The sequence below is a fragment of the Borrelia sp. A-FGy1 genome (genome assembly GCF_014084025.1).
GTDB lineage: Bacteria > Spirochaetota > Spirochaetia > Borreliales > Borreliaceae > Borrelia.
The window spans coordinates 358663-379015 of sequence record NZ_CP043682.1 but is presented as its reverse complement, the minus strand read 5'-3'; the positions used below and the strand labels follow the sequence as shown (position 1 = coordinate 379015).

Sequence of the window (20353 nt, the reverse complement as noted above, 5' to 3'; positions counted from 1 at the left end):
TTTGTGTATAACAGAAGAGCTTTAAATAATTTATTCTTTAAATCATTTCTGTTTTTTATGGAACGTCAACATGCTGTCTTTACAGAAGAACATGTTTTTCATAGTTTAATTAATGATGATAAGATTAAAGAATTGCTTGAATTATGTACTCTCGATTTTTACAATCTTGAAAAGATATTAGAAGAGTTTTTCGAGAAACTTCCCTTAAGAAATTCTAATATTTTAGATTATGCTTTTAAGATAAATGATTTATATCAGGAGATAATTGATACAATTTTTTATTATAAAAAACCATATAAAATACAGGAAAAAGATTTATTATGGGTATTGATTAGAAAAAGACAAAATACAATTTTAGATGCTTTGCTGAAATCGGGTTTTAATTTGTCTATCTTTGATAAGATGATTGAGGTTTATGATTATTTGGGTTCAGACTTAAAATTAGGATTAGTTGACAGTAAAAGAGATGTCTCTGATCATGTACCTGATGAAGAGGTAGATAAAAATGGAGGGTTTGATATTTTTGAGGAAGATCATTTTAGATTGGAAAGCAGTAATGATTCATTAGACGACAATAGTTTTGTTAAGGAATTTCTAGTAAATGTTATTGATAGTTTAGATCCAAATTTAGAGAAAAATCCCTTGATTGGACGAGAGAAAGAATTAAATAAGTTGATTCAAGTAATGCTACGCAAGTATAAAAGTAATCCAATCTTGTTTGGAGAGCCTGGTGTTGGGAAAACAATATTAATTCAAGGACTTGCTTATATTATAAAAAAAGGTAGGGTACCTCAGGAATTAAAAGGATATGAGGTTTATTCTCTTGATATTGGTAAGCTTATATCTGGAACTAGATATAGAGGAGATCTTGAGGCTAGAGTAAATAAAGTTTTAGATTTTTTGTATTTACAAAAGCAGGTAATTCTATTTATAGATGAAATTCATATGATAGTTGGAGCTGGCGCAACATCTTTTAGTAGTATAGATATTTCAAATTTATTGAAACCTATTTTGACTTTAGGTAAAGTGAAATTTATAGGTGCTACTACGGAATATGAATATAAAAAATTCTTCTTAAGAGATAAAGCTTTAGTAAGAAGGTTTCATAGTATAGAACTTAAGGAACCAGGAATTGAAGACACCTATCTTATGTTGAAAGGAGCTAAGGGACAGTATGAAAAACATCATAATGTAAAGTATACAGATGAGGCGATACGGGCTTCTGTTTCTATGTCTTGTAAATATATTAAAGATAGATTTCTTCCAGATAAGGCATTTGATTTATTGGATGAGCTTGGGGCTAAGTTTAAGCTTGAGGGTAGTCAAAAAATAATCACTGAAAATGATGTTAAAGATTTTTTTAAATCTATGGTTGGAATAAGTATTTTTAATTTTGATGAACAAGATGACAATTTGCTTGTCAATCTTGAACATAAAATAAGAGATAACATTATAATTGATGAAGATGTTTTATCTGATTTGATATTAAACATAAAACTTTTAAGGATTAAATTTCTGCTAAAAAAGAATACTTTTGGTCTTTTTGTTTTTATGAGCTCTTCTGATTTTGATAAAAATAAACTTTTATGTCTTTTATCAGAAGAACTTAAAATGCCTAAGTTTACTTTAGTTATGAGTGAGTATGGTGATTTTGATGGTATTAATAGGCTAATAGGTCCTATGTATTTTCCTGATTCTTATGATGAACCTACTAAGTTTTTTAAGTTTTTAAGTAGGTCTTCAAATTCAATTATTTTTCTACCAGATTTTGATAAAGCGCATAAAAGAGTTATAAATTTTTTTTTGGAAGGATTTAATATAGGAAAATTTTGTGATAGTTTTGGTAGAAGTGTTAGTTTGTCAGATAGCATAATAATAATAGATATTAACATTGATCAGAGAGAATTTAACAGTATTGGATTTAAAAATGAGGCAATAAGCAGTAGGAATATGCTAGAGAAGAGGTTTTCTAGTCAGTTTTTGGATTTGATAGATCATATTTTTGCATTCAGACCTGTGGATGAAGGTGACTTTGAGAAAGTTATTAAGAAAGAGATTAATAATTTTATTAAAATATTAAAAGAAAAGGATATTGATATTTTTTTTGAGGAAGATATTGTAGCTTATTTTAAGAGTAAGACATATGGAAGTGGGTTTGGTATTAAAAGTGCAGGGAAGATTATAATTAGAGAAATAGGAAGCTTGTTAATTAATGAAATGATTTTTAAAAAAATTAAAAAAAATAATAAAATTAGAATTTATTTAGAGGGTATTATGAAATATGAATTATTATGAATGTATAGGAGCTATATATGAAGATATCGATAATTGGTGCAGGTGCTTGGGGGACAGCTATTGCTAAGGTGTTGGCTGAGAAGGGTGAAGATGATGTTTTATTATGGTCTTTTGAAGAAGATATTAAAGATAGTATTAATAATGAGCATGAAAATGTTAGATATTTAAAGGGAATTAAATTGCCATATAATTTGGTTGCAACTTCTGATTTAAGTTATGCTGTGAGTTTAGCTGATTATGTTTTTGTTGCAACTCCTTCACTTTATACTTTGGGAATTTTTAAGAATTTAAATAGTATTATTACTGATAAAAAGCCTGGGATAGCAATACTTACTAAGGGTTTTATAACTTTTGGGAGAAAACCTTGTCCTATTGTAGATGTAGCAGAGAATATTTTGAGTGATTATAAGGGTAAGATTACTTATATTGCGGGGCCCAGTCATGCTGAGGAAGTTGGCCTTGGTATAATTACAGGACTTATGGTTGCTAGTAAAAGCAGATATCAAGCGACTAGGTTTATGGATTTGTTTGCTAATACTTCCATTTCTGTTTTTTATAGTGATGATGTTTTGGGTATCCAGATAGCATCAGCTTTGAAAAATATATTTGCAATTGCATTTGGGATTTTGGATGAGTATAAGAATAAAAAATCAAATTTGATAGGAAATAACACAGAATCTTTTTTATTTTCAGTTTCTTTAAATGATATGAAAAACATTGCGTTTAAGGTTGGTGACTGTAGTGAGAAGACATTTTTGTTTTTAGCTGGTTCTGGGGATTTGGATGTTACTTGTCGAAGTATTTTTGGAAGAAATAGAAGATTTGGCCGTGAACTTGTTAGCAATAGTATTTTAAATAGTTTTGAAGGCATAGATGATTTAATAAGTAATATACATAAAATTGGTTATATTCCAGAGGGCGTAATTGCTGCTAGGGAAGTTTTTTTGCTTTTAGAGAATGATTTAGATTCTCAAGGTTTAGCAGGTGTTGTTTATAAAATATTGAATAAGGAAACAAATCCTGAATCTGTTATTGAATACATAATAAATTTTAAATATTAGGCCCATTGGGTCCTAATACTTAACTTGTGTGTTTATTCAGCATATATAAGATGTTGTTGTAAACATCTTCAATTATTTCAAAATTCATTACTATTTCTGTGAATTCATTTGATTTAATTGTTCCTATTATATTTTTATCCTTTGTTAAATTTTCTCTCTTAACTAAAGAGTTGCTGTCTACTAGTATTTTGATTCTAGTAACATCTTTATATATTTCTTTGATGTTTACAATACCACCAAAACATTCTATGATATGTTCCGATGTTTTTATTGCTTTTTCATTATTCATATTTATTTATCCTTGAAAGAATGCCTTATATGCCATATAAGAAGTGTGTACATCAAATTTAGAAGTTATTTCAAAGGGCGAGTGCATACTAATTACGCCAGGGCCCATGTCTATTGTTCTTATTCCATAATGAGCTAAAAATTTTGCAACAGTACCCCCTCCTCCTTCTTCTACTTTACCAAGTGTAGCTACTTGCCAAGCTATTTTATTTTTGTTTAGCAAATTTCTAATATAAAAAACAAGTTCAGCATCGGCGTCACTGGCCATATATTTACCTCCATGCCCTGTATATTTCATTATAGGTATTCCATATCCTATTTTAGGTGCATTTTGCTCATCATGTACAGATTTAAATAATGGATTAATTGCCCCACAAACATCAGCAGATATGCTTTTTGAATTCCATAGTACCTTTTGAACAAAAAGATTATTATATTTATTGCCTTCAAGTTTGGATAATATGTCTGAAACAAAGAATTCAAGGTATCTTGAATTTAAACCAGTTGATCCAGTTGATCCAATTTCTTCTTTATCAACCAAGAAACATACGGCAGTTTTGTTTGGAGTTTCTTCTAAGCTTAAAATAGCCTCTAATGAGGTGTAAACACAAACTTTGTCATCTTGACCGTAACCACCAATAAGTGCTCTATCAAGCCCTACATCCTTTGCTTCTCCTGCTGGCACTATTTCTATTTCTGCTGAGACAAAATCTTCTTCTTCTATTTTGTATTTTTTATTTATTAAATCAAGTATAGCAAGCTTTACCTTATCTTTTTCTTTAGTTTCAATAGGTAGACTTCCAATTATTATTTTTAAATTTTCACCTTCAATAATTTCTTCGGATTTTTTGTCTCTTTGTACTTTTTTATCAAGATGTGGCAGTATGTCAGGAATTACAAATACGGGATCATTTTTGTTGTCTCCGATATTAATTTCTATTTTATCTTCGTTTTTTAAAAATACTACTCCTCGTATTGATAGAGGAATAGATAACCATTGATATTTTTTGATTCCTCCATAGTAATTTGTTTTAAGTAATGCAAATTCATTCTCTTCCGAAATTGGTGATGGTTTTGCGTCAAGTCTTGGGGAGTCTGTGTGAGATACAATAAAGTTTATTCCATTCTCAATAGATTCCTTTCCAATAAAAACAATAGCAATATTTTTGTCTCGACATGTGTAAAAGATTTTGTCTCCGGGTTTTAATTCTTTTTTTTCATATGAACAGATAAATCTTTTTTCTTTAGCCTTTTTTATGGAATAATGGATAACTTCTCTTTCAGTTTTGATAGTGCTTAAAAAATTCTTGTATTTTTCTGAAAATTCTAGAATTTTATGCTTTTCTTCTTTTTTTAAAGAAATCCAAGGGTTTTGTTTTTTCATTTAAATTTCTCCTTACTTTTTTATTATAGCAGTTGAATGATACATAAATTTATATAAAACAATTGATTTATCATTATCTTTTAAAGATAATGATAAACTATAGGAGAATATTTATGTACAGAAATTATTTTTTTAAAAATATTTTATTAGTAACTATATTTCTTTTGATGTTGTTAGGGTGTGAATCTAAGAATAAATCAGAAGAGAGTAAGGAACATAATCAACATGATCATTCTGAATCTTTAAGTAGTGGTTCTATTGATGATCATACTTTGGGGCATGTGTTGCATGCAATGGGAATGTCTGATGCTGACAAAGAAGAACGTTCAAAGATAGGAAAAGCTATTAAAGTTATGCATTTTGCAGTTTATGATGAAGGTCTAAGAGAAGTAGATTCAAGTGCAGATGCTAAGTTAACTGTTTACTCATATGAAAACGTATATGTGGCGAAGTCAAATATTGATATTGGTGGTAGTAATCATGATTCTCATATTTTTGTAGGATTAAGTTCGGATATTAAAAAAATTATAGACATGAATTTACATGGAGTTAAAAATGATTCTGCAAGAGAGTTTATAAAGACTTTTAAAGGACTTGATATTATTGATGGTAAAATAAATGTCTCCATTGATAAGAATGATGAAGATGCTAAAAACATATTAGTTACTGTTAACTTTATAACTAGTAATCTTGCAAAAACGGTATTGTCAATGAACTAAATATTGAAATTGGTATGTTTTATTAGTTTTTAACAATAGGCCTTACTAATTATAAAAGGTCTATTGTTGATCCTAAATACCTTAGTAATATACTCTATATTGGTTCTGGTACATGCCATAGAAATCCCTGTCCATAGTCTATTCCAATTTCATTGATTTTTTTAAGTATTTCTTCATTTGATACAAATTCAGCTACTATTTTTATTCTTTTTGTATCAGCAATTTCTTTTATTGATTTTATTATTACAAGATCTGTTTGACTGGAATTTATTACTTTGATAAAAGATCCATCTATTTTTATGATATCTATGGGTAATATTTTAATATATGAGAGTGAGGTGTGGCCGCTTCCAAAGTCGTCAAGTGCTAGTTTGATTCCAAAACTTTTAAGTTCTTTGAAATAGTTGTTAACTAGTTCAAAATTTTCTAAAATTCCAGTTTCTGTTATTTCTAAGCATATGTTTTGAAGTGGTACATGACTTGTAAGAAGTGTTTCTCGTAAGAACATTCTAAAACTTTTAGATTTTAATGAGTGAGGTGAAATGTTGATTGAAAAAATATGTATCCCATTTTTTGCTACGAAATTTGTATATTCTCTTAAGGCTTTAGTAACAACCAGTTGATCTACTTCGACAGTTAGATTATATTTTTCTATTAAACTGAATACTGTGATATTTGGAATAGGAGAACCTGTATGATCAAAAAGTCTTGTTAATATTTCAATTTTAGGTTTTAAATTTTTTTTAAGGGGAGTTATTTTTTGATAGTAGAGAGTGAAAAAGTCGTTTTTTATTGCTTTTACTATATATTCAAATATTTTATTTTGATTTTTGATAAGTATTGTTTCTGGAAGTTCGTCTTTGTATAAAATGGGGAGAGAATCTTTGTATTCAGAAGATATTTTTGTTGCTATTTTTAGTTTTGAAATTGTTACTTCTATGTCTTCTTGTAAATTAGCTTCTATTACTCCTATATTGAATTTAAATATTATTAATCCTTGCTTTTTAAGCTCATTAGAGATAGTTTTCTTAATTTCTTCTGCAATTGCAATTAATCTTTTCTCTCCACCATTTGTGGAAATAATAACTATTAAGTTATTATCTTTTATTCGAAATATGTATTCTGAATAAAATGACATTATTTTAGAAGTTATTTTTTTGAGTATTTTAAAGTCTATATTTGCCCTGTTTCCTTTGTATTCATATTCTGTATTTATGTGTAAGTCTAAGTCAAATAAATACGTATTTTTATAAGAAGATTCAATTTGATTTATTAAAAGATTTTCAAGTTCTTTGATATTATATAAATCTGTTTGTTTATCAATAATTTCAAGATTCTTATCATAGTTTTTATATTTTAAATGAGATATTTCTTTTATTGTTATTAATTTATCAATGTTATTTTGGCCAATTGTGCTAACAAATAGATCTACAATTAATTTTTTATTTTGTTTTACTATTAAAAGGCAGTCAGTTATTAATATGTTCTTGAATTCAGGAATGTCATTTATGGTATAACTTAAATCTATTTTATTTTCCTTTTCTAAATCTATGATATTGATGTCAGTTATTTTATTTGTTTTTCCTCTAGTCTTTATTGGAAGTTCAAGCTCTTTGCTTCCTTTTTCATTGACATATATAATATCATTTTCAATATTTGTAATTATTACAATCTCTTTAATAAGTTCAGCTAAATTTAAGAAAAAATCAAGGTTTGCATTGTTATTATCATGGAAAAACTTTTTTTGACAAATTAAGCTGTGATTAAAGCTTAGTTCGTGAATATCGTTTAATATCTCTATGTAGTTGAATTTGTAAGTTGTTTTTACTCTATTTTTGTTGTTTATTATGATAGAGTAAACTTTATTTATGCTTTGTAAATCATTTGCTATATTGATTGAAAATTCTATAGGTCTTTTGTGGTTATAAATAATAGCAAACTTAATGTTATTTTTTTTGATGTATTCTTTGGAGATGTTTTTTCTAGAGTATGATATATATAATAAGTTGAAAATAGATTGAAGTCTTGCAATCTCTTTATCATTAATTTTTTGTTCAGATATTGCAATTGCATTTGGATATGTATTTTTCATCTTGCTATAAATAAACTTATAGTGATTTTGTTATAAATCTACATTTTTTTGATTTATTTATTTAATTTTTCTGATCTCATCTTGGCCCATAAAAGCCAAATTATTCCGGATAGTATCAAAATTAGAGAAAGTACTTGTCCCATTGATATGTTTAAGAAAGAGAAGTCGAATAGACTCTCAGGTGGGCTATATGTGATAACAAATCCTATTTCTTTATCCGGTTCTCTTAAATATTCAATTAAGAATCTAAAGAAACCATAAAGAATTATATATACTCCAAAAATAAAACCATCATATTTTTTTATTTTTCTAAAGACAAACCATAATAATAAAAAAGATACAATTCCCTCGAAAAATCCTTCAATTAGTTGTGATGGAATCCTTGGTAAGTTAACAAATAAATCATGAGGAGACAGCATAAGCCCAATTGATTCTGCAAATTCTTTTACTCCCTTGTCGCTTGTGTTAAAAGGTACTGCTTTTGGGAATATTATTCCTCCTTTCATTGGTCTTCCGTAAAGCTCTGCATTTGCAAAGTTAGCAAGTCTTCCTAGTATGTATCCTGAAGAAAAAGCAATCGCTCCATAATCTGTTATCTTTATAAAGTATTTTCTCACATTTGTGTTCTTAAGATTAGTATTAATTGTTATTAATAGTGCAATAATTACTCCAAAAAACCCTCCGTGTATTGCCATTCCTCTAAAGCCTGTGAAATTCCAGTGTTTATCAAATGGTAGGAATATTAGCCATGGGTGTGTATAATAAAGACCACTTTTATCATAAATTAATGTAGAGGCTAGCCTACCGCCTATTATTGCTCCTATAACAAGTGAAAACATCATTTTTTCATAATCACTTCTTTTAATATCAATTTTGTCAATTTTTATTTGGTACCAAATGAATTTATAGCAAATCATGATTATTATAATGTAGGAAAGGCTATACCATGTAATTGGAATTCCTTTAATTATTTCAGGGTTTAACCAAGAGGGATAATTTATGTAATTCGGCATTTTTTCTCCTTACTCTTTTTTTAATTGTTTAAATAATTTTTTTTTAAACATCATGTTTTGTTTTCTCAATGTTGAAATTTCCCTTTGTTGGGATTTTATTATGTCGATAATTTCATTATTGTCTATTTTTTTTTCTAATAGCAAGGATTCGAGATATTCATATTTCTCCATGTACTCATCTTGTGCTTCTTTAAATACAAAATTATAGCTTTCATATATATCGTCATCACTTAAAAGTGCTGCATCATTTATTAGGTTTTCAAGTTCAATTAATTTTTTTGCTATTTTTTTAATGCTTTTAGAAGTTAAACTTGTAGGTTTATAGATTGTTATTGGTATTTTATGGTTTAATGCTTGATCAATAATTTCATCTTTATAAATTGAACCTATGCTTTGTAAGTTTATGTTTAGATAATCCTTTGCGGATTTTAGTATTTTTTCTGTTTTTTGAATTTCATCAGGTGTTTTTAACATATTAAAGACTATAAAAGGGCTGAATCGTGAAAAAATTGCTATGAATTTTTCATAATTTTCAGGATCATAATTTTCTATTTTGAGTAATAGGTTGGGTATATATATTTTTTGTAAATTGCTAAAGTCTTTTTTAATATCAGAAATTATTTTGTGTCCTTTTGTGTCTTTTGTAAATATTTTTGATATAATTCTAAAGATTGTGTTTTTTAAAAATAAATAGGCATTCATTGTTGCTGTTATTGTTGGTATTGTTACTATGATTCCACGATTTGACATTAAAAAGAAATCTATTGTATTAAATGCTGTTCCAGCGCCAAGGTCAATTATTAAATAGTCATAGGTGAGAGATTTTAGATTGTTTATTATTCTTCTCTTTTGAAAGTTAACTATATTTGCAAGCTCTGGAATGTCGGAGTCCCCTGCAATAAAACTTAGATTTTTAATTCCAGATTCTATTATTATATTTTTGAATGAAATTTTTGTTTTAAGGAAAGTTCCAATGCTCTTCTTAGGTATGATATTTAGCATAGAATGTAGGTTGGAGCCTCCAAGATCAAGGTCAATAAGCAATACTTTTTTCCCTTCGTTTGCAAGACAAATTGCAACGTTAGTTGAAAAAAGAGATTTCCCAACTCCTCCCTTACCGCTAGCTACAGGTACTATAATCAAACTTTTACTCCGTTAATTTGTCCTTTATTTTGATTAAAACTAGACTTATTGAGTTGAATGTAGCGTAAATTATTATTATTCCTAAAAGATGGAATAGGGATAGTTGATATACATATAAGCGAAGACTATAACCCAATATGAATAACATAACTCCCATTATTATTTGAAAAATTTTTGTTGTTATGATCAAATTGTGAAGAATTTTAAATTTTTCATACAACAAATAATTTATTATTATTATTGTAAGAAATAATTCTGGTGAAAATATAATGAAAGATAGCATAAACTTAATAGAAGAATTACTGACAAATATCGTTTTGTTGATAGCTCCATAAAGTTCCACCAGTATTAATAGGCTTTTAAGTATTTGCATAGCAACAGTGCAATATATAATTTTTATTTTCAAAGTATTTGTCTTTAACATAATCTTAAAGTATTATATTATGAAGATAAAATCAAGTTTTATTTGTGTAGGAATTAATTGGATGAAAAAAAAATTTTTAATATTTGGATGCTTCTTATTAGCTATTAGCATGAGTTTTTTAGTTGTTGTAGAGTCTATCTTTGCACAATCAAATTCTTCTAAAAGTAAATTATCTGTGTCAAATTATGGTCATATGATGACAGAAGCTTTTGATTTTATTAAGAGAAACTATGTTGAACCTGTTAATGATGAAGCTATTTTTGAAGGGGCTTTAAAGGGGATGTTTCAGGCATTGGATGATCCGTATTCTCAATATTTAACAAGAAAAGATTTGGAAGAGATATCAAAGACTACAGAGGGAAATTATGTTGGAATTGGGGTTACTATTACTAAAAAAGATCCTTCTAAAGGAGGTAATCTTGAACCTAGTTTTTCTTATGTTAAAGTTCTTACTCCTTTTGAGGAGGGACCTGCGTATAAGGCTGGCATAAGATCGGGTGATTATATCACAGCAGTTGATGGTAAAAGTGCTTCTTTGATGACGGTAGAACAAGTTGTTGAGCTTTTAAGAGGGAAAGAAGGTACAAAAGTTAAAGTTTCTATTCTAAGAGGTAAAGATTTAAAATTAGAATTTGAACTTGTAAGAGAAAAATTGGACATACAGACTGTTAAATATGATGTTATCAATGAAGAAGTTGGGTATATTAGGATAGTAAGTTTTAACCCAAACACTAATAGTTACTTTAGAAAAGCTTTAGAAAAACTTAAATCTCAGAATATTAAATCTTTGATTTTAGACTTAAGACTTAATACCGGAGGATTTCTGAAGGATGCAATAAAGATAGCCGATGATATTTTGACTGAGGGAGTTATTGTTTCAACAAAGACAAGAGATACTAAAGCTCCTTTTGAATATAAGGCTAGTTCTGAGTTTTTGGTGCCTTTAGATATGAAAATTGTTGCTTTAATTGATAAGCATTCAGCATCAGCATCTGAAGTTTTAGTTGGAGCTTTAAAAGACCATAAGAGAGCTTACATTATAGGTGAAAAATCCTATGGTAAAGGAGTTATACAAAATGTAATCCCTTTCCATACGGGAGGATTTAAGATTACTAATTCAAAATACTATACTCCATCTGGTCAAAGTATACATAATATTGGAATTGAACCTGATTTAGAGATTGTTGTGAAGGATTTTTCCGAGGAAGAAGTAGTAGCATATAAAGAAATTTTTGACAAGGATTTAATAGGGCATTTTTTAGAGGGTAGAAAGACTATTACTGAATATGAAATAGATAATTTTATTGATGTTCTTATTAAGGGACATGATAATTATAATGTGGATAAAGACTTTTTAGGTCAGTATATTCTTACTAAATTTTATCAAGACACAAATCAAGAAGTCCCGATTTATAATTTACATTATGATAAGGCATTAAGAGCTTCTTATGAATATCTTTTAAACGAAACTAAATAGTTGGTCTGTGAAACAAATAGTCTTAGATGATAGCTGTTTATTTGGGAATGATATCGTTATTAACGATAGTAAGATTTGCCATTATCTTTTTCATGTGAGAAGGTTTAAGGTAGGGGATACATTAAATGTTTTGTTGAAAGGAAAAGAAATAAGGTTTGCTAAAATTTTAAGCATGGATAATAAGCTTATTAAGCTTTATACTCTTAAGATAGAGAAAATAAAAAGGCGGCATTTTGAAATAAGTATGTTTATATCTAATCTTAAGGGCAGGAAATTAGATTTATGTTTAAGACAAATTGTTGAAATTGGAGTAGATCATATAAACATTGTTAATGGTGATAATTCTGTTTCTAAGATAGATATTGATGATTTAAATTTTAAAAGATCTAGATTTTTAAAAATAATAGATGAAGCTCTAAAACAAAGTGGCAATGTACATGTTCCTAATATTAATTTTTACGAAAATTTTTTTAGTGTTCCTTATTCATCTTCTGTTAATTATTATGTTGCTCATCAAGATGGTATTTTATTAGGTTGTGGCGATAGCATAAGTACTTTACATAAAATTGGGATTTTAATAGGACCTGAGGGTTGCTTTTCAATAGCAGAAATTAATTTATTTAAGGATTTGGGTTTTAAATTTGTTAGGTTTAATACTTCAATTTTGAGAGCAGATACAGCTATTGTTTATTCACTTATTTGTTTTAAATTGTTATTAGAGGGTAATAATGGCTAATTTAAAAGATATATACTCAAAACCGGATAGGATTTATTTTTTCGGGATGCCAATAGATGTGTTTAAGAATAATGATAAATTAGTGAGTCGATTTGAATATCTTTTGTCCCATCCATATCATTCAATGGTTATTTTTGTTAATTTTAAGACTTTAGTAAAATTTTTGATTTTTAAAAAGTTTAGAAATATTATTAAGGATTCTTCACTTGTCTTTTCAAGTTCCAAGTTGTTGAGGGTTCTTTGCAAGCTTTTTAAAAAAATTGATGTTAGTTGTTATGATTCAAATTCAATTTTGCTTATTTTGATGAGTATACTAGAAAATACATATAAAACATGCTATATTATAGACAAGGATAAAATAATTTCTAAGAAGAATTTTTTAAGATTGAAAGAATCACATAAAGAGATTAATTTTATTGGTTACTATGATTTGAAAGCTGTTAAGAGAAATAGAGAAATGTTTTTTGCAAATATTAACAAACTTACTCCTAGTATGATAATAAGTTTTTGTAGCAATGATTATCTTGAAAATTTGTTTTACGTAAATAAATTTGGTATTAGAACTAATTTAAGTGTGTTTTTATAACTTCTTTTGATTTAAATATTAGTGAAATTTATTATATGAGGTAAAAAGTGGCATTTGTATTAGATCAAGCTGTAGTTTATCCAATGCAGGGAGTGGGTAGGATAAAAAATATTCAAAATAAAGAGTTTAATGGTAAGTTTATTGATTATTATGAAATATACTTTCCCTTTAATGAGATGACTTTTATGGTGCCTGTTGATAGGGCTGATGATCTTGGGATTAGAGCTTTGGTTAGTAGAGAAAAGGTGAAGGAAGTCTTTGATGTTATTAAAGATTTTGAAGGTCAAATAGATCAAAAAAAAATAAAAGATGGTAGTCATGATTTTTATAAGCAAAATGATATACTAAATACCGCTAAATTGTATAAATTCTTATACGCAAAGTCTACTCAGAAAGAATTGCCGTTCTATGAAAAAAGGATTTTAAATGATTTTGAGTTGATTTTGGAGCATGAAATTAGTTTAGCTTTGCAAATTAGTTTTGAAGAAGCTAAACAAAAAATTAAAGATGTTTTATCTGCTAAAAAGTCTTAAAATGTTTATTTTCGACGTATAGGGATTTATGATGCTAAATGCTTTAAAATTTATTTTTTTAGTAACTTGTAGGTTTATTGTTATATTTTTTATTTTGTCTTTTGTCTTTCTTTTTACATTTTATTTGAAATATAAATTTCTATATGTAGATTTTTCTATTTTTAGTTGGGAACTATATTATGATACTTATGTTTATGCATTTCCTTTAGCCCTTGTTATTACTTTTATGAGAATTTCTTATCCTTTTAGTATAGAGGTTTCAAGAATATCTAAAACTTTGTATTTTATTACTTTTATTTTTATATTATCGTTGTCCTACTTTGGATTTAAATCGTCTTCTAATTTTAATTCTATGTTTAATAATCTTCATCAAGCTAGAGACAGAGTTATTAGAGATGGTATAGTGCATTTTTTTGATGGCAAGCTATTATTTTATAGTAATGATGTTAAATTTTTTGGTTTTAAGGGTCTTTTAAAGGTAGAAAAAAACGAGAATAATGACAATGATTTTAATGAATTTTCATATAGTCCATACTTTTCTCAAGTTAATACTATTTATCCTGAGAAAGATGCATTTTTGATACAGAAATTATACAGTAGATTGATTAGCTATGTTTTTAATGATTTGGAAACTTTAAATAATTTTTTTCTGTCTTTAGGAAAGGTTGGTTTGATATTTAACATATTTGGGTTTGGTTTGCTTTTATTTTCATTTTCTTATATTTTTAATCTTGTATTCTCAAGTAATTTTTCTTTATTTCTTTACCCTATTTTTATTATATTATTTTTTAAAGTTTATAATATTTATGCAATTGAGTTTCCTAAAAATTTTAATTTAATTTTGGGAGAGAATGTGATCTCTGATTATATTCCTTTTATTTTTTGTATTCTGACTTTCTTTTCTATTTATTTGTTTGGATTTATATCCGATTGTATTAAGATTAATGAAGGATTTGATAATAATTTGTAGAGTTTATGAAAAGAGAGTTATATTTTTTTATAAGCAATTTTATTATTTATTTATTTTTATTTATTTGTTTAATTTTTTGTTATACATATTTTTTGGGATCAGATTATTTAGAGAAATATAGGTTAGTAGCCACATTTTTTGATACTGTTTTAGGTATTCATCATTATTTTAATGGATTTTTTATTTTTTTTGTTTGTGTTTATTTTATTTTCTTATGTCAGCATGAAACAAGAGTTTATTTAAAAGAATATAGAGGTTATTTATTTAGAAAATTTTATCCATTTGTCTTTTTATTTTTTATAGTAGGAATTGTTGTTTCTCTTATTTTTAATTTTATTTTGCCTTATGCTATTACTCAAAGGAGTGAGTATAGATATAGTTACGAGAGATATAATCTTCTTGAAAATCAGGCAAATGAAATAGTAAATAAAGTAAAGGGCATAGATATAAGCTTATCAACAAATAAGATTTTAGATGTAAATAATTTAATAGAAGCAATGAAAAAGAAAAGGAAGTATTTAGAAGATTTAGTTAGAATATATAATAAAATGAGGCTTATTGATTTTGATAATGATGAACTTTCTATTAATTATTACTTAGTGAAGTCAGAATATAATAGAATGCCTATTTATGATGTTAATTTAGAAAAAATTAAAAAGACTATTAAGACATATTTAATTAGAAGTCTCACTAAAAAAGATTTTCAAGATATTGTTAATGAGCTTATTGATAAGGGCGATTATGCTACAGCTAATTATTTTGCTTATATAGGATTTGCTTCTACTAGAGATGATGATCTTGCTGCTCTTTTAGACTTAACTTTTGAGGCTATTAATGAGAGTAGGAATATTGAGAATGAGAAGAGGCATCTAGTTTTGGAAGAGAAGCAGAAAAATTTTTTATATTTTAATACAGAAAAATTTAGAGATGCATACTATGGATTCTTGAGACTTCATAAATTATTTCCAAACGATAATGAGATTTTAAGTTATAAGAATAAGTCTTTGGAAAAACTTAGAAACGACTATCTTTTCTTTGATGAGATTGAAAAATATTATGAACATCATGGTATAAATGATGTTTTGTTGTTCCAGTCTAACTCTGAGAATGAGACATTCGATTATATTTATATGCAAAAAATTGTAAATGGTATTTCTTATATAAAAATGGTTAAAAATTTTGAGCTCATTAGATTCAATAAAGCAGGTAATATTATATTTCATATTAAAGTTCCATTTGCTACTCTTAAGGGTAATGAGGTTCATCAAAATGTTTTGGATAAGTATAATGAAGATAGTAATATCATTTCCACTAAAATTATTGTGTCGGCTAGAGATTTTGATTTAAGTGAACCTGCTATTATTAGCATTAATAAGGATGTTGATAATTTACATTTATTTTCAAATTCTGGCAGTAATATATTTTTGTCCGTTCCAGGACTTTTGCAAGCTTTTAGTCAAGTTGAAATGCTTAACTTGAGATTAATAAGTATTTTTTCTTTCAGTCTTTTATTATTGATAAATCCAATTTTATTGGTTTTATGGGGGGTTTTATTTATAGGTGTTTCTTCTAAGGTTAGTTTTGAATTTGACTCTAAGTTTATAGTATTTTTAATATGCTTAATGATAGCTATTTTTTCAGTTGTTATTTCGATTTTTATAAATTATTTGTTATTTATTTTAATGTCGATCTTTATTCAAATGTTTATTAATATATACGTGTCTTTTGTTTTGCTTTTATTCCTCTTATTAATTTTTATATTCCATTTAATACGGGTCAATTATAGGTAATCATAATCTTCTAATTTGGGTTTTTCATTATTGATGATAAAAATGATTCATTAATCGCTTGGATTTCTTTTTCTATTTGCTTTTTATTTAGTATATATGAGTTTTGATTTATATAATTTTCATCAATAATAAAAGAAGTAGCTTCTTTTATTATTGATGAAAATTGCAAGTTCAAGCTTTTATAAGATGTAAGTCCACTTATAAAACCAAAATGTTCGTTAAATTTAGTTTTATCTTTAAGTTGAATTAGGGTTTTTTGTGTTTCTTTATCTAGTATCCATTTGATAAATTTTTCTATAGGTTGAGATAACTCTTGAACCCCCATAAAGCTTATGTTGGATACTGTTAATTTTTTGTTTTGATCTGTTAAGTATAAGAAATTGAGTTTATTTTTGATATCTTTATTTAATCTATTATAGTATGTTAGATTACTTAGCCCTGCTATTAAAAGAGTATTTTTTTCAAGTAGTATGTTTTCTAATTTCAAATATTTATATTTTTCTGTAAATTTTTTTTGTAATTTAAGTTCGTTTGCGTCCAAAAATGATTTAAAATAGTTTATTATGTTTAACATTTTTTTCTCATCATGTTCTTGATTATTATTAGCAGAATAAAAGTTTGTTTTGTTTATTGTAGATATTGTGTAAAATAGGCTTTCAGAAATGTAGGGAGAAATGAAGAATTTTTTTTCTCTTTGAAAAATTTTATATGCGCTTTTAATACTTTGTAGATCCATGTATTGTCCTATATTATATTCTTTTTTATATATTAAGATTGGAACATCAAAGCTTAAGGGAATAATTCTATACGTGAATTTATCAGATATATTTTTTAGAATTGTATAATCTGGAGAATAATACTTTTTAATATTTTTAAAATTTTTAATTATATTTATATTATCTATTGTTTTTGATATAACAATTCGAGCATTTTCTTTGTTGATTGCTTCCATGTTAATGTAGTCTTTGTATTTAACTATAAAGCTTGTTTTATTTTCGATATTGAATTGATTTACATAAAATGGAACAATTTTATTGTCGGTTAGTAAGATTATAATATCATTTCTTGAACAACTAAAAATTAAAGTAAAAAATACGATTAAAATTGATTTTTTTATGTACATAAAATTATTTACTTTATTTCCTTTTATTTTACAATAAATTATGTATAATTTTTATAGTTATTTTGATAGTTTTGTTATTTAAATTAATATTAATTTTATAGTTTTAGTGGGAGATTGGTAAATTTGGGTTTGTTTGATTTTTTATTTTCTATTTTTAACAGAGAGCTTACTCCTGAACAGGTGAAGCAGAAAAGGATCAGAGAATTAAAAAATAATTTGAGTAAAATAAGTAATTTTTTTAATATTTCAAAAATACAAGCTTTACCTCAATTTGCTAAATTTATTTATAATCTTTACAAAACTTTTACTTATTTGAAACCTTTTGTTCAAAGATATCGAAATTCAAATAAAATAATTCACTTTGTTGTTGAAAAGTATTTAAATGAAAGTCAAAAAAAGGCTTTGGATTATATTTATTCTTTTTCGGCCAATGATATGCCTAATTTTACTTCAGATATGCCTAAGAATTTGAATAATAATTTGAATTACTTATTTAAAAATGTAACTCAAGAGCAAATTAAGTTAATAGATGAAACTTGTGAAGCTTTGTATGTATTTTTTGATTTGGTCTTGTATCCGTATCATTCTATTATTAAGAATTTTGATGGATTTTTTCCAGAAGATGATTTTGTTTATAAACCAAGATTTAATTCAGTTGGTTGTGGATTGATACTTGATGAGATTAAGGATTTTTTAGAGAATATATATTCTATTGTAGATTTTTCTGTCTGGAAGAACCTATATGATATACTTTTAGAAGTATATGGAGATAAGGGTAATTTCCCTATTAAGCCAAATGCTTGGCTTAAGATAGTAACATCTGTTATTGATATAAATAAGAATAAGGAAATTTTATATCTTGTGAGGTATGTTAGTGGAGATCCTGATTATTTTCCTATATGTAATGGAAAAAAGCCGAAACCTATAGCAAAAACGTTTTTCAATGATCTTGCTAAACATGTTGCAAATGAAATAGAAAAAATTAAGGTTTTTCAAAAAAATAGTAAATCTAAAGTTTTAGCTGAAAAATTGTTTCCTTCAGGTACGCTTTTACATTTAGATAATTATAATGAAGGAATGAGTGTCAAGATTACTTCTAAGATTATGAACACTCCCGGATATATTTATTGTGAGCTTTTAGGTTATTTGAAAACTTATGTGATTAATTTTGTAAAAAGAGATCTTAATGATATGATTAATATACTTATAATTAAGGGACAGTGGAAAGATATGGAGATTTCAAGAGACATGTCTAATGATATGCATTCTTTGATTAATGCTTATTCAAGTCTTGTTGATTTTGATAATAATCTTGGTGATCAGGGAAATTATGGTAATAGAATTAAAGCTCTTTTACATAGGATTTCTGTTGGAGATAAGTCATCAGAAAAATTGTTGTTAAGCATAGTGGCAGATATTAATAAGAAAGCTTCTATATTATTAAATGAGTATTATTCAATAATTTACTCTATGGAACAACGTTTAAAGGATTGTTTAGAGGATTATGCTAAGCCTTCTTCAGAAAGAGAATTGATTTATAATTGGAAGGAGCTTGATATTGAACTTATTAAAACTTATGGAAATAATATAAACTTTGGTAGTATAATTAAAAATATAATAAGTAGTTTAAGGTTATTTTTAAAATTGATGGATTTATACTTGGAGAGAAAACATATAGTTTAGGAGTTTTAGATGGGAAGAGAGTGTGAAATAACAGGAAAAAAGACATTGTTTGGAAATAATGTTCCAAGAAAGGGGCTTGCTAAGAGGAAGGGTGGAGCAGGTCAGCATATTGGCGTTAAGACTAAAAGAACTTTTAAAGTGAATTTAATTAATAAGAAATTTTTTATACCAGAATTGGGGAGAAATATTAATATTAAGGTTTCTGCAAGTGCTTTGAGGAGTATTTCAAAAGTTGGTTTTGATATTTTTTTGAAAAAAAATTCTAAAAAGGTAGAAGACTTTATTTAAATTTTTAATTTATTAATATATTTTCTATTATTAAGTATGCATTATTGTTTTTGATGATTTCATTGTATTTGAATTCAAATCTTTGGAAGAGTTTGTGTGTTATTATAAATGCATTTATATTTTCAGGAAATATTTTATGAGCATTATAATTCTCTAAGATAAGAAAGGTATTTAAGTTATTTTTGACTAAAAGCTCTTTAAGTGTTGAAGCTAGTTTAATAGCTTTGCTTAAGTTTGTAGATTGTGAGATAAAATGAGAAAGGAAAAGAAAGGAATTTTCTTCTCTTTCTGTAAATGGGTTTAAAAATTGACAAAATTCTTTTAATATTTGATATTTAAGCTTGCCTAATATAATTGGAATTATTTTTATATTTTTTGTCATATCTTTGATAAAATTTAACACAATTTCAATTTTATGATCATTTTCTATTATTTTATCTTCTGTGTTTGTAAATTCAAGTTTTTGTATTAGATTCATTATATTTACATTTACGTAAATTTTTGAATTGAATATCTTCCAAGATTTGTGAGTTGAAATATTAATTTGTGAATTTTTTTTTGTTTGCGAGAATATAAAAATATTTTTTGTATTTTTATCTATTATTCTTTGAAATAAGTGAATATGTTGTAAGAAAAACTCATAATTTCCATAACTGACTAAAAGTGCTTTATGAGTTTTTCTTTTGTGCAAGTTTAGTAAATTTGGATTGACTTTTTTATTTGAGTAAAATATGTAATTAACTAAACT

At 26.4% G+C, this 20353-nt stretch carries 19 protein-coding genes; 11 read left to right on the top strand and 8 right to left on the bottom strand.

Features of this window, described 5'->3' with window-relative positions; genetic code table 11:
* The first annotated feature begins 3 nt into the window (after positions 1–3).
* Together F0310_RS01785 and F0310_RS01780 are read left to right on the top strand one after the other, a co-directional pair.
* Positions 4–2295, top strand: a complete 2292-nt coding sequence (locus tag F0310_RS01785; RefSeq protein WP_182117258.1) for an AAA family ATPase — start codon at positions 4–6, stop codon at positions 2293–2295.
* 17 nt (positions 2296–2312) lie between these two features.
* Entirely contained in the window at positions 2313–3356 is a 1044-nt protein-coding gene (locus F0310_RS01780; protein WP_182117257.1) for an NAD(P)H-dependent glycerol-3-phosphate dehydrogenase, read from the top strand.
* A 19-nt stretch (positions 3357–3375) separates the two neighbouring features.
* On the opposite strand, the gene F0310_RS01775 is transcribed toward F0310_RS01780, so the two are convergent.
* A complete protein-coding gene (locus F0310_RS01775; protein WP_182117256.1) occupies positions 3376–3645 on the bottom strand; it encodes a PTS sugar transporter subunit IIB in 270 nt (89 codons plus the stop codon).
* A 6-nt stretch (positions 3646–3651) separates the two neighbouring features.
* Positions 3652–5028, bottom strand: a complete 1377-nt coding sequence (locus F0310_RS01770) for an aminopeptidase (protein ID WP_182117255.1) — start codon at positions 5026–5028, stop codon at positions 3652–3654.
* Positions 5029–5141: 113 nt separating this feature from the next.
* Here F0310_RS01770 and F0310_RS01765 point away from each other — a divergent pair, with 113 nt between their 5' ends.
* Complete coding sequence (locus F0310_RS01765) at positions 5142–5747, top strand: LA7/P22 family lipoprotein (RefSeq protein WP_182117254.1); 606 nt, start codon at positions 5142–5144, stop codon at positions 5745–5747.
* A 94-nt stretch (positions 5748–5841) separates the two neighbouring features.
* Here F0310_RS01765 and F0310_RS01760 read toward each other — a convergent pair whose 3' ends face one another.
* Genes F0310_RS01760 through F0310_RS05915 form a run of 4 tightly spaced genes read right to left on the bottom strand, consistent with a single transcriptional unit; the run spans position 5842 to position 10419 of the window.
* Positions 5842–7839 (bottom strand): EAL domain-containing protein, encoded by a 1998-nt coding sequence (locus F0310_RS01760; RefSeq protein ID WP_182117253.1) that lies wholly within the window; start codon positions 7837–7839, stop codon positions 5842–5844.
* A 53-nt stretch (positions 7840–7892) separates the two neighbouring features.
* Entirely contained in the window at positions 7893–8852 is a 960-nt protein-coding gene (gene lgt / locus F0310_RS01755; protein WP_182117252.1) for a prolipoprotein diacylglyceryl transferase, read from the bottom strand.
* Between the two features lie 9 nt (positions 8853–8861).
* The gene (locus F0310_RS01750; RefSeq protein ID WP_182117251.1) at positions 8862–9995 is read right to left on the bottom strand and encodes a P-loop NTPase; all 1134 of its coding nucleotides are present in this window, start codon (positions 9993–9995) and stop codon (positions 8862–8864) included.
* 4 nt (positions 9996–9999) lie between these two features.
* Positions 10000–10419 carry a hypothetical protein gene (locus F0310_RS05915; RefSeq protein ID WP_232535933.1) on the bottom strand — a complete coding sequence of 140 codons (420 nt, stop codon included), beginning with the start codon at positions 10417–10419 and terminating at the stop codon, positions 10000–10002.
* 61 nt (positions 10420–10480) lie between these two features.
* On the opposite strand from F0310_RS05915, the gene F0310_RS01745 reads away from it, so the two are divergent.
* From F0310_RS01745 to F0310_RS01720, 6 genes are read left to right on the top strand one after another with little or no spacing between them, the layout of a single operon-like run.
* Positions 10481–11896 (top strand): S41 family peptidase, encoded by a 1416-nt coding sequence (locus tag F0310_RS01745; protein WP_182117694.1) that lies wholly within the window; start codon positions 10481–10483, stop codon positions 11894–11896.
* A gap of 7 nt (positions 11897–11903) precedes the next feature.
* Positions 11904–12632, top strand: a complete 729-nt coding sequence (locus tag F0310_RS01740) for a 16S rRNA (uracil(1498)-N(3))-methyltransferase (RefSeq protein WP_182117250.1) — start codon at positions 11904–11906, stop codon at positions 12630–12632.
* On the top strand, positions 12625–13218 hold the full coding sequence (locus tag F0310_RS01735; RefSeq protein WP_182117249.1) for a hypothetical protein: 594 nt from the start codon (positions 12625–12627) through the stop codon (positions 13216–13218). Before F0310_RS01740 ends, F0310_RS01735 begins: the two co-directional genes overlap by 8 nt.
* Positions 13219–13265: 47 nt before the next feature.
* Positions 13266–13751 (top strand): CarD family transcriptional regulator, encoded by a 486-nt coding sequence (locus tag F0310_RS01730; protein WP_182117248.1) that lies wholly within the window; start codon positions 13266–13268, stop codon positions 13749–13751.
* A gap of 31 nt (positions 13752–13782) precedes the next feature.
* Positions 13783–14721 carry a hypothetical protein gene (locus F0310_RS01725; protein WP_182117693.1) on the top strand — a complete coding sequence of 313 codons (939 nt, stop codon included), beginning with the start codon at positions 13783–13785 and terminating at the stop codon, positions 14719–14721.
* A gap of 5 nt (positions 14722–14726) precedes the next feature.
* A complete protein-coding gene (locus tag F0310_RS01720) occupies positions 14727–16511 on the top strand; it encodes a hypothetical protein (protein ID WP_182117247.1) in 1785 nt (594 codons plus the stop codon).
* Positions 16512–16521: 10 nt separating this feature from the next.
* On the opposite strand, the gene F0310_RS01715 is transcribed toward F0310_RS01720, so the two are convergent.
* Positions 16522–17634, bottom strand: a complete 1113-nt coding sequence (locus F0310_RS01715; protein WP_182117246.1) for a hypothetical protein — start codon at positions 17632–17634, stop codon at positions 16522–16524.
* 114 nt (positions 17635–17748) lie between these two features.
* Here F0310_RS01715 and F0310_RS01710 point away from each other — a divergent pair, with 114 nt between their 5' ends.
* Both F0310_RS01710 and rpmB read left to right on the top strand, forming a co-directional pair.
* Positions 17749–19317, top strand: a complete 1569-nt coding sequence (locus F0310_RS01710) for a hypothetical protein (RefSeq protein WP_182117245.1) — start codon at positions 17749–17751, stop codon at positions 19315–19317.
* A gap of 9 nt (positions 19318–19326) precedes the next feature.
* Entirely contained in the window at positions 19327–19605 is a 279-nt protein-coding gene (rpmB, locus tag F0310_RS01705) for a 50S ribosomal protein L28 (RefSeq protein WP_182117244.1), read from the top strand.
* 4 nt (positions 19606–19609) lie between these two features.
* On the opposite strand, the gene amrB is transcribed toward rpmB, so the two are convergent.
* Positions 19610–20296 carry an AmmeMemoRadiSam system protein B gene (amrB, locus tag F0310_RS01700; RefSeq protein ID WP_182117243.1) on the bottom strand — a complete coding sequence of 229 codons (687 nt, stop codon included), beginning with the start codon at positions 20294–20296 and terminating at the stop codon, positions 19610–19612.
* Positions 20297–20353: the final 57 nt, after the last annotated feature.

Coding starts and splice junctions, on each gene's coding strand:
- lgt (WP_182117252.1), bottom strand. CDS start 8,852: ATGCCGAATTACATAAATTATCCCTCTTGGTTAAACCCTGAAATAATT.
- F0310_RS01775 (WP_182117256.1), bottom strand. CDS start 3,645: ATGAATAATGAAAAAGCAATAAAAACATCGGAACATATCATAGAATGT.
- F0310_RS01725 (WP_182117693.1), top strand. CDS start 13,783: ATGCTAAATGCTTTAAAATTTATTTTTTTAGTAACTTGTAGGTTTATT.
- F0310_RS01770 (WP_182117255.1), bottom strand. CDS start 5,028: ATGAAAAAACAAAACCCTTGGATTTCTTTAAAAAAAGAAGAAAAGCAT.
- F0310_RS01735 (WP_182117249.1), top strand. CDS start 12,625: ATGGCTAATTTAAAAGATATATACTCAAAACCGGATAGGATTTATTTT.
- F0310_RS01715 (WP_182117246.1), bottom strand. CDS start 17,634: ATGTACATAAAAAAATCAATTTTAATCGTATTTTTTACTTTAATTTTT.
- F0310_RS05915 (WP_232535933.1), bottom strand. CDS start 10,419: ATGTTAAAGACAAATACTTTGAAAATAAAAATTATATATTGCACTGTT.
- F0310_RS01745 (WP_182117694.1), top strand. CDS start 10,481: ATGAAAAAAAAATTTTTAATATTTGGATGCTTCTTATTAGCTATTAGC.
- F0310_RS01780 (WP_182117257.1), top strand. CDS start 2,313: ATGAAGATATCGATAATTGGTGCAGGTGCTTGGGGGACAGCTATTGCT.
- F0310_RS01765 (WP_182117254.1), top strand. CDS start 5,142: ATGTACAGAAATTATTTTTTTAAAAATATTTTATTAGTAACTATATTT.
- rpmB (WP_182117244.1), top strand. CDS start 19,327: ATGGGAAGAGAGTGTGAAATAACAGGAAAAAAGACATTGTTTGGAAAT.
- F0310_RS01720 (WP_182117247.1), top strand. CDS start 14,727: ATGAAAAGAGAGTTATATTTTTTTATAAGCAATTTTATTATTTATTTA.
- F0310_RS01760 (WP_182117253.1), bottom strand. CDS start 7,839: ATGAAAAATACATATCCAAATGCAATTGCAATATCTGAACAAAAAATT.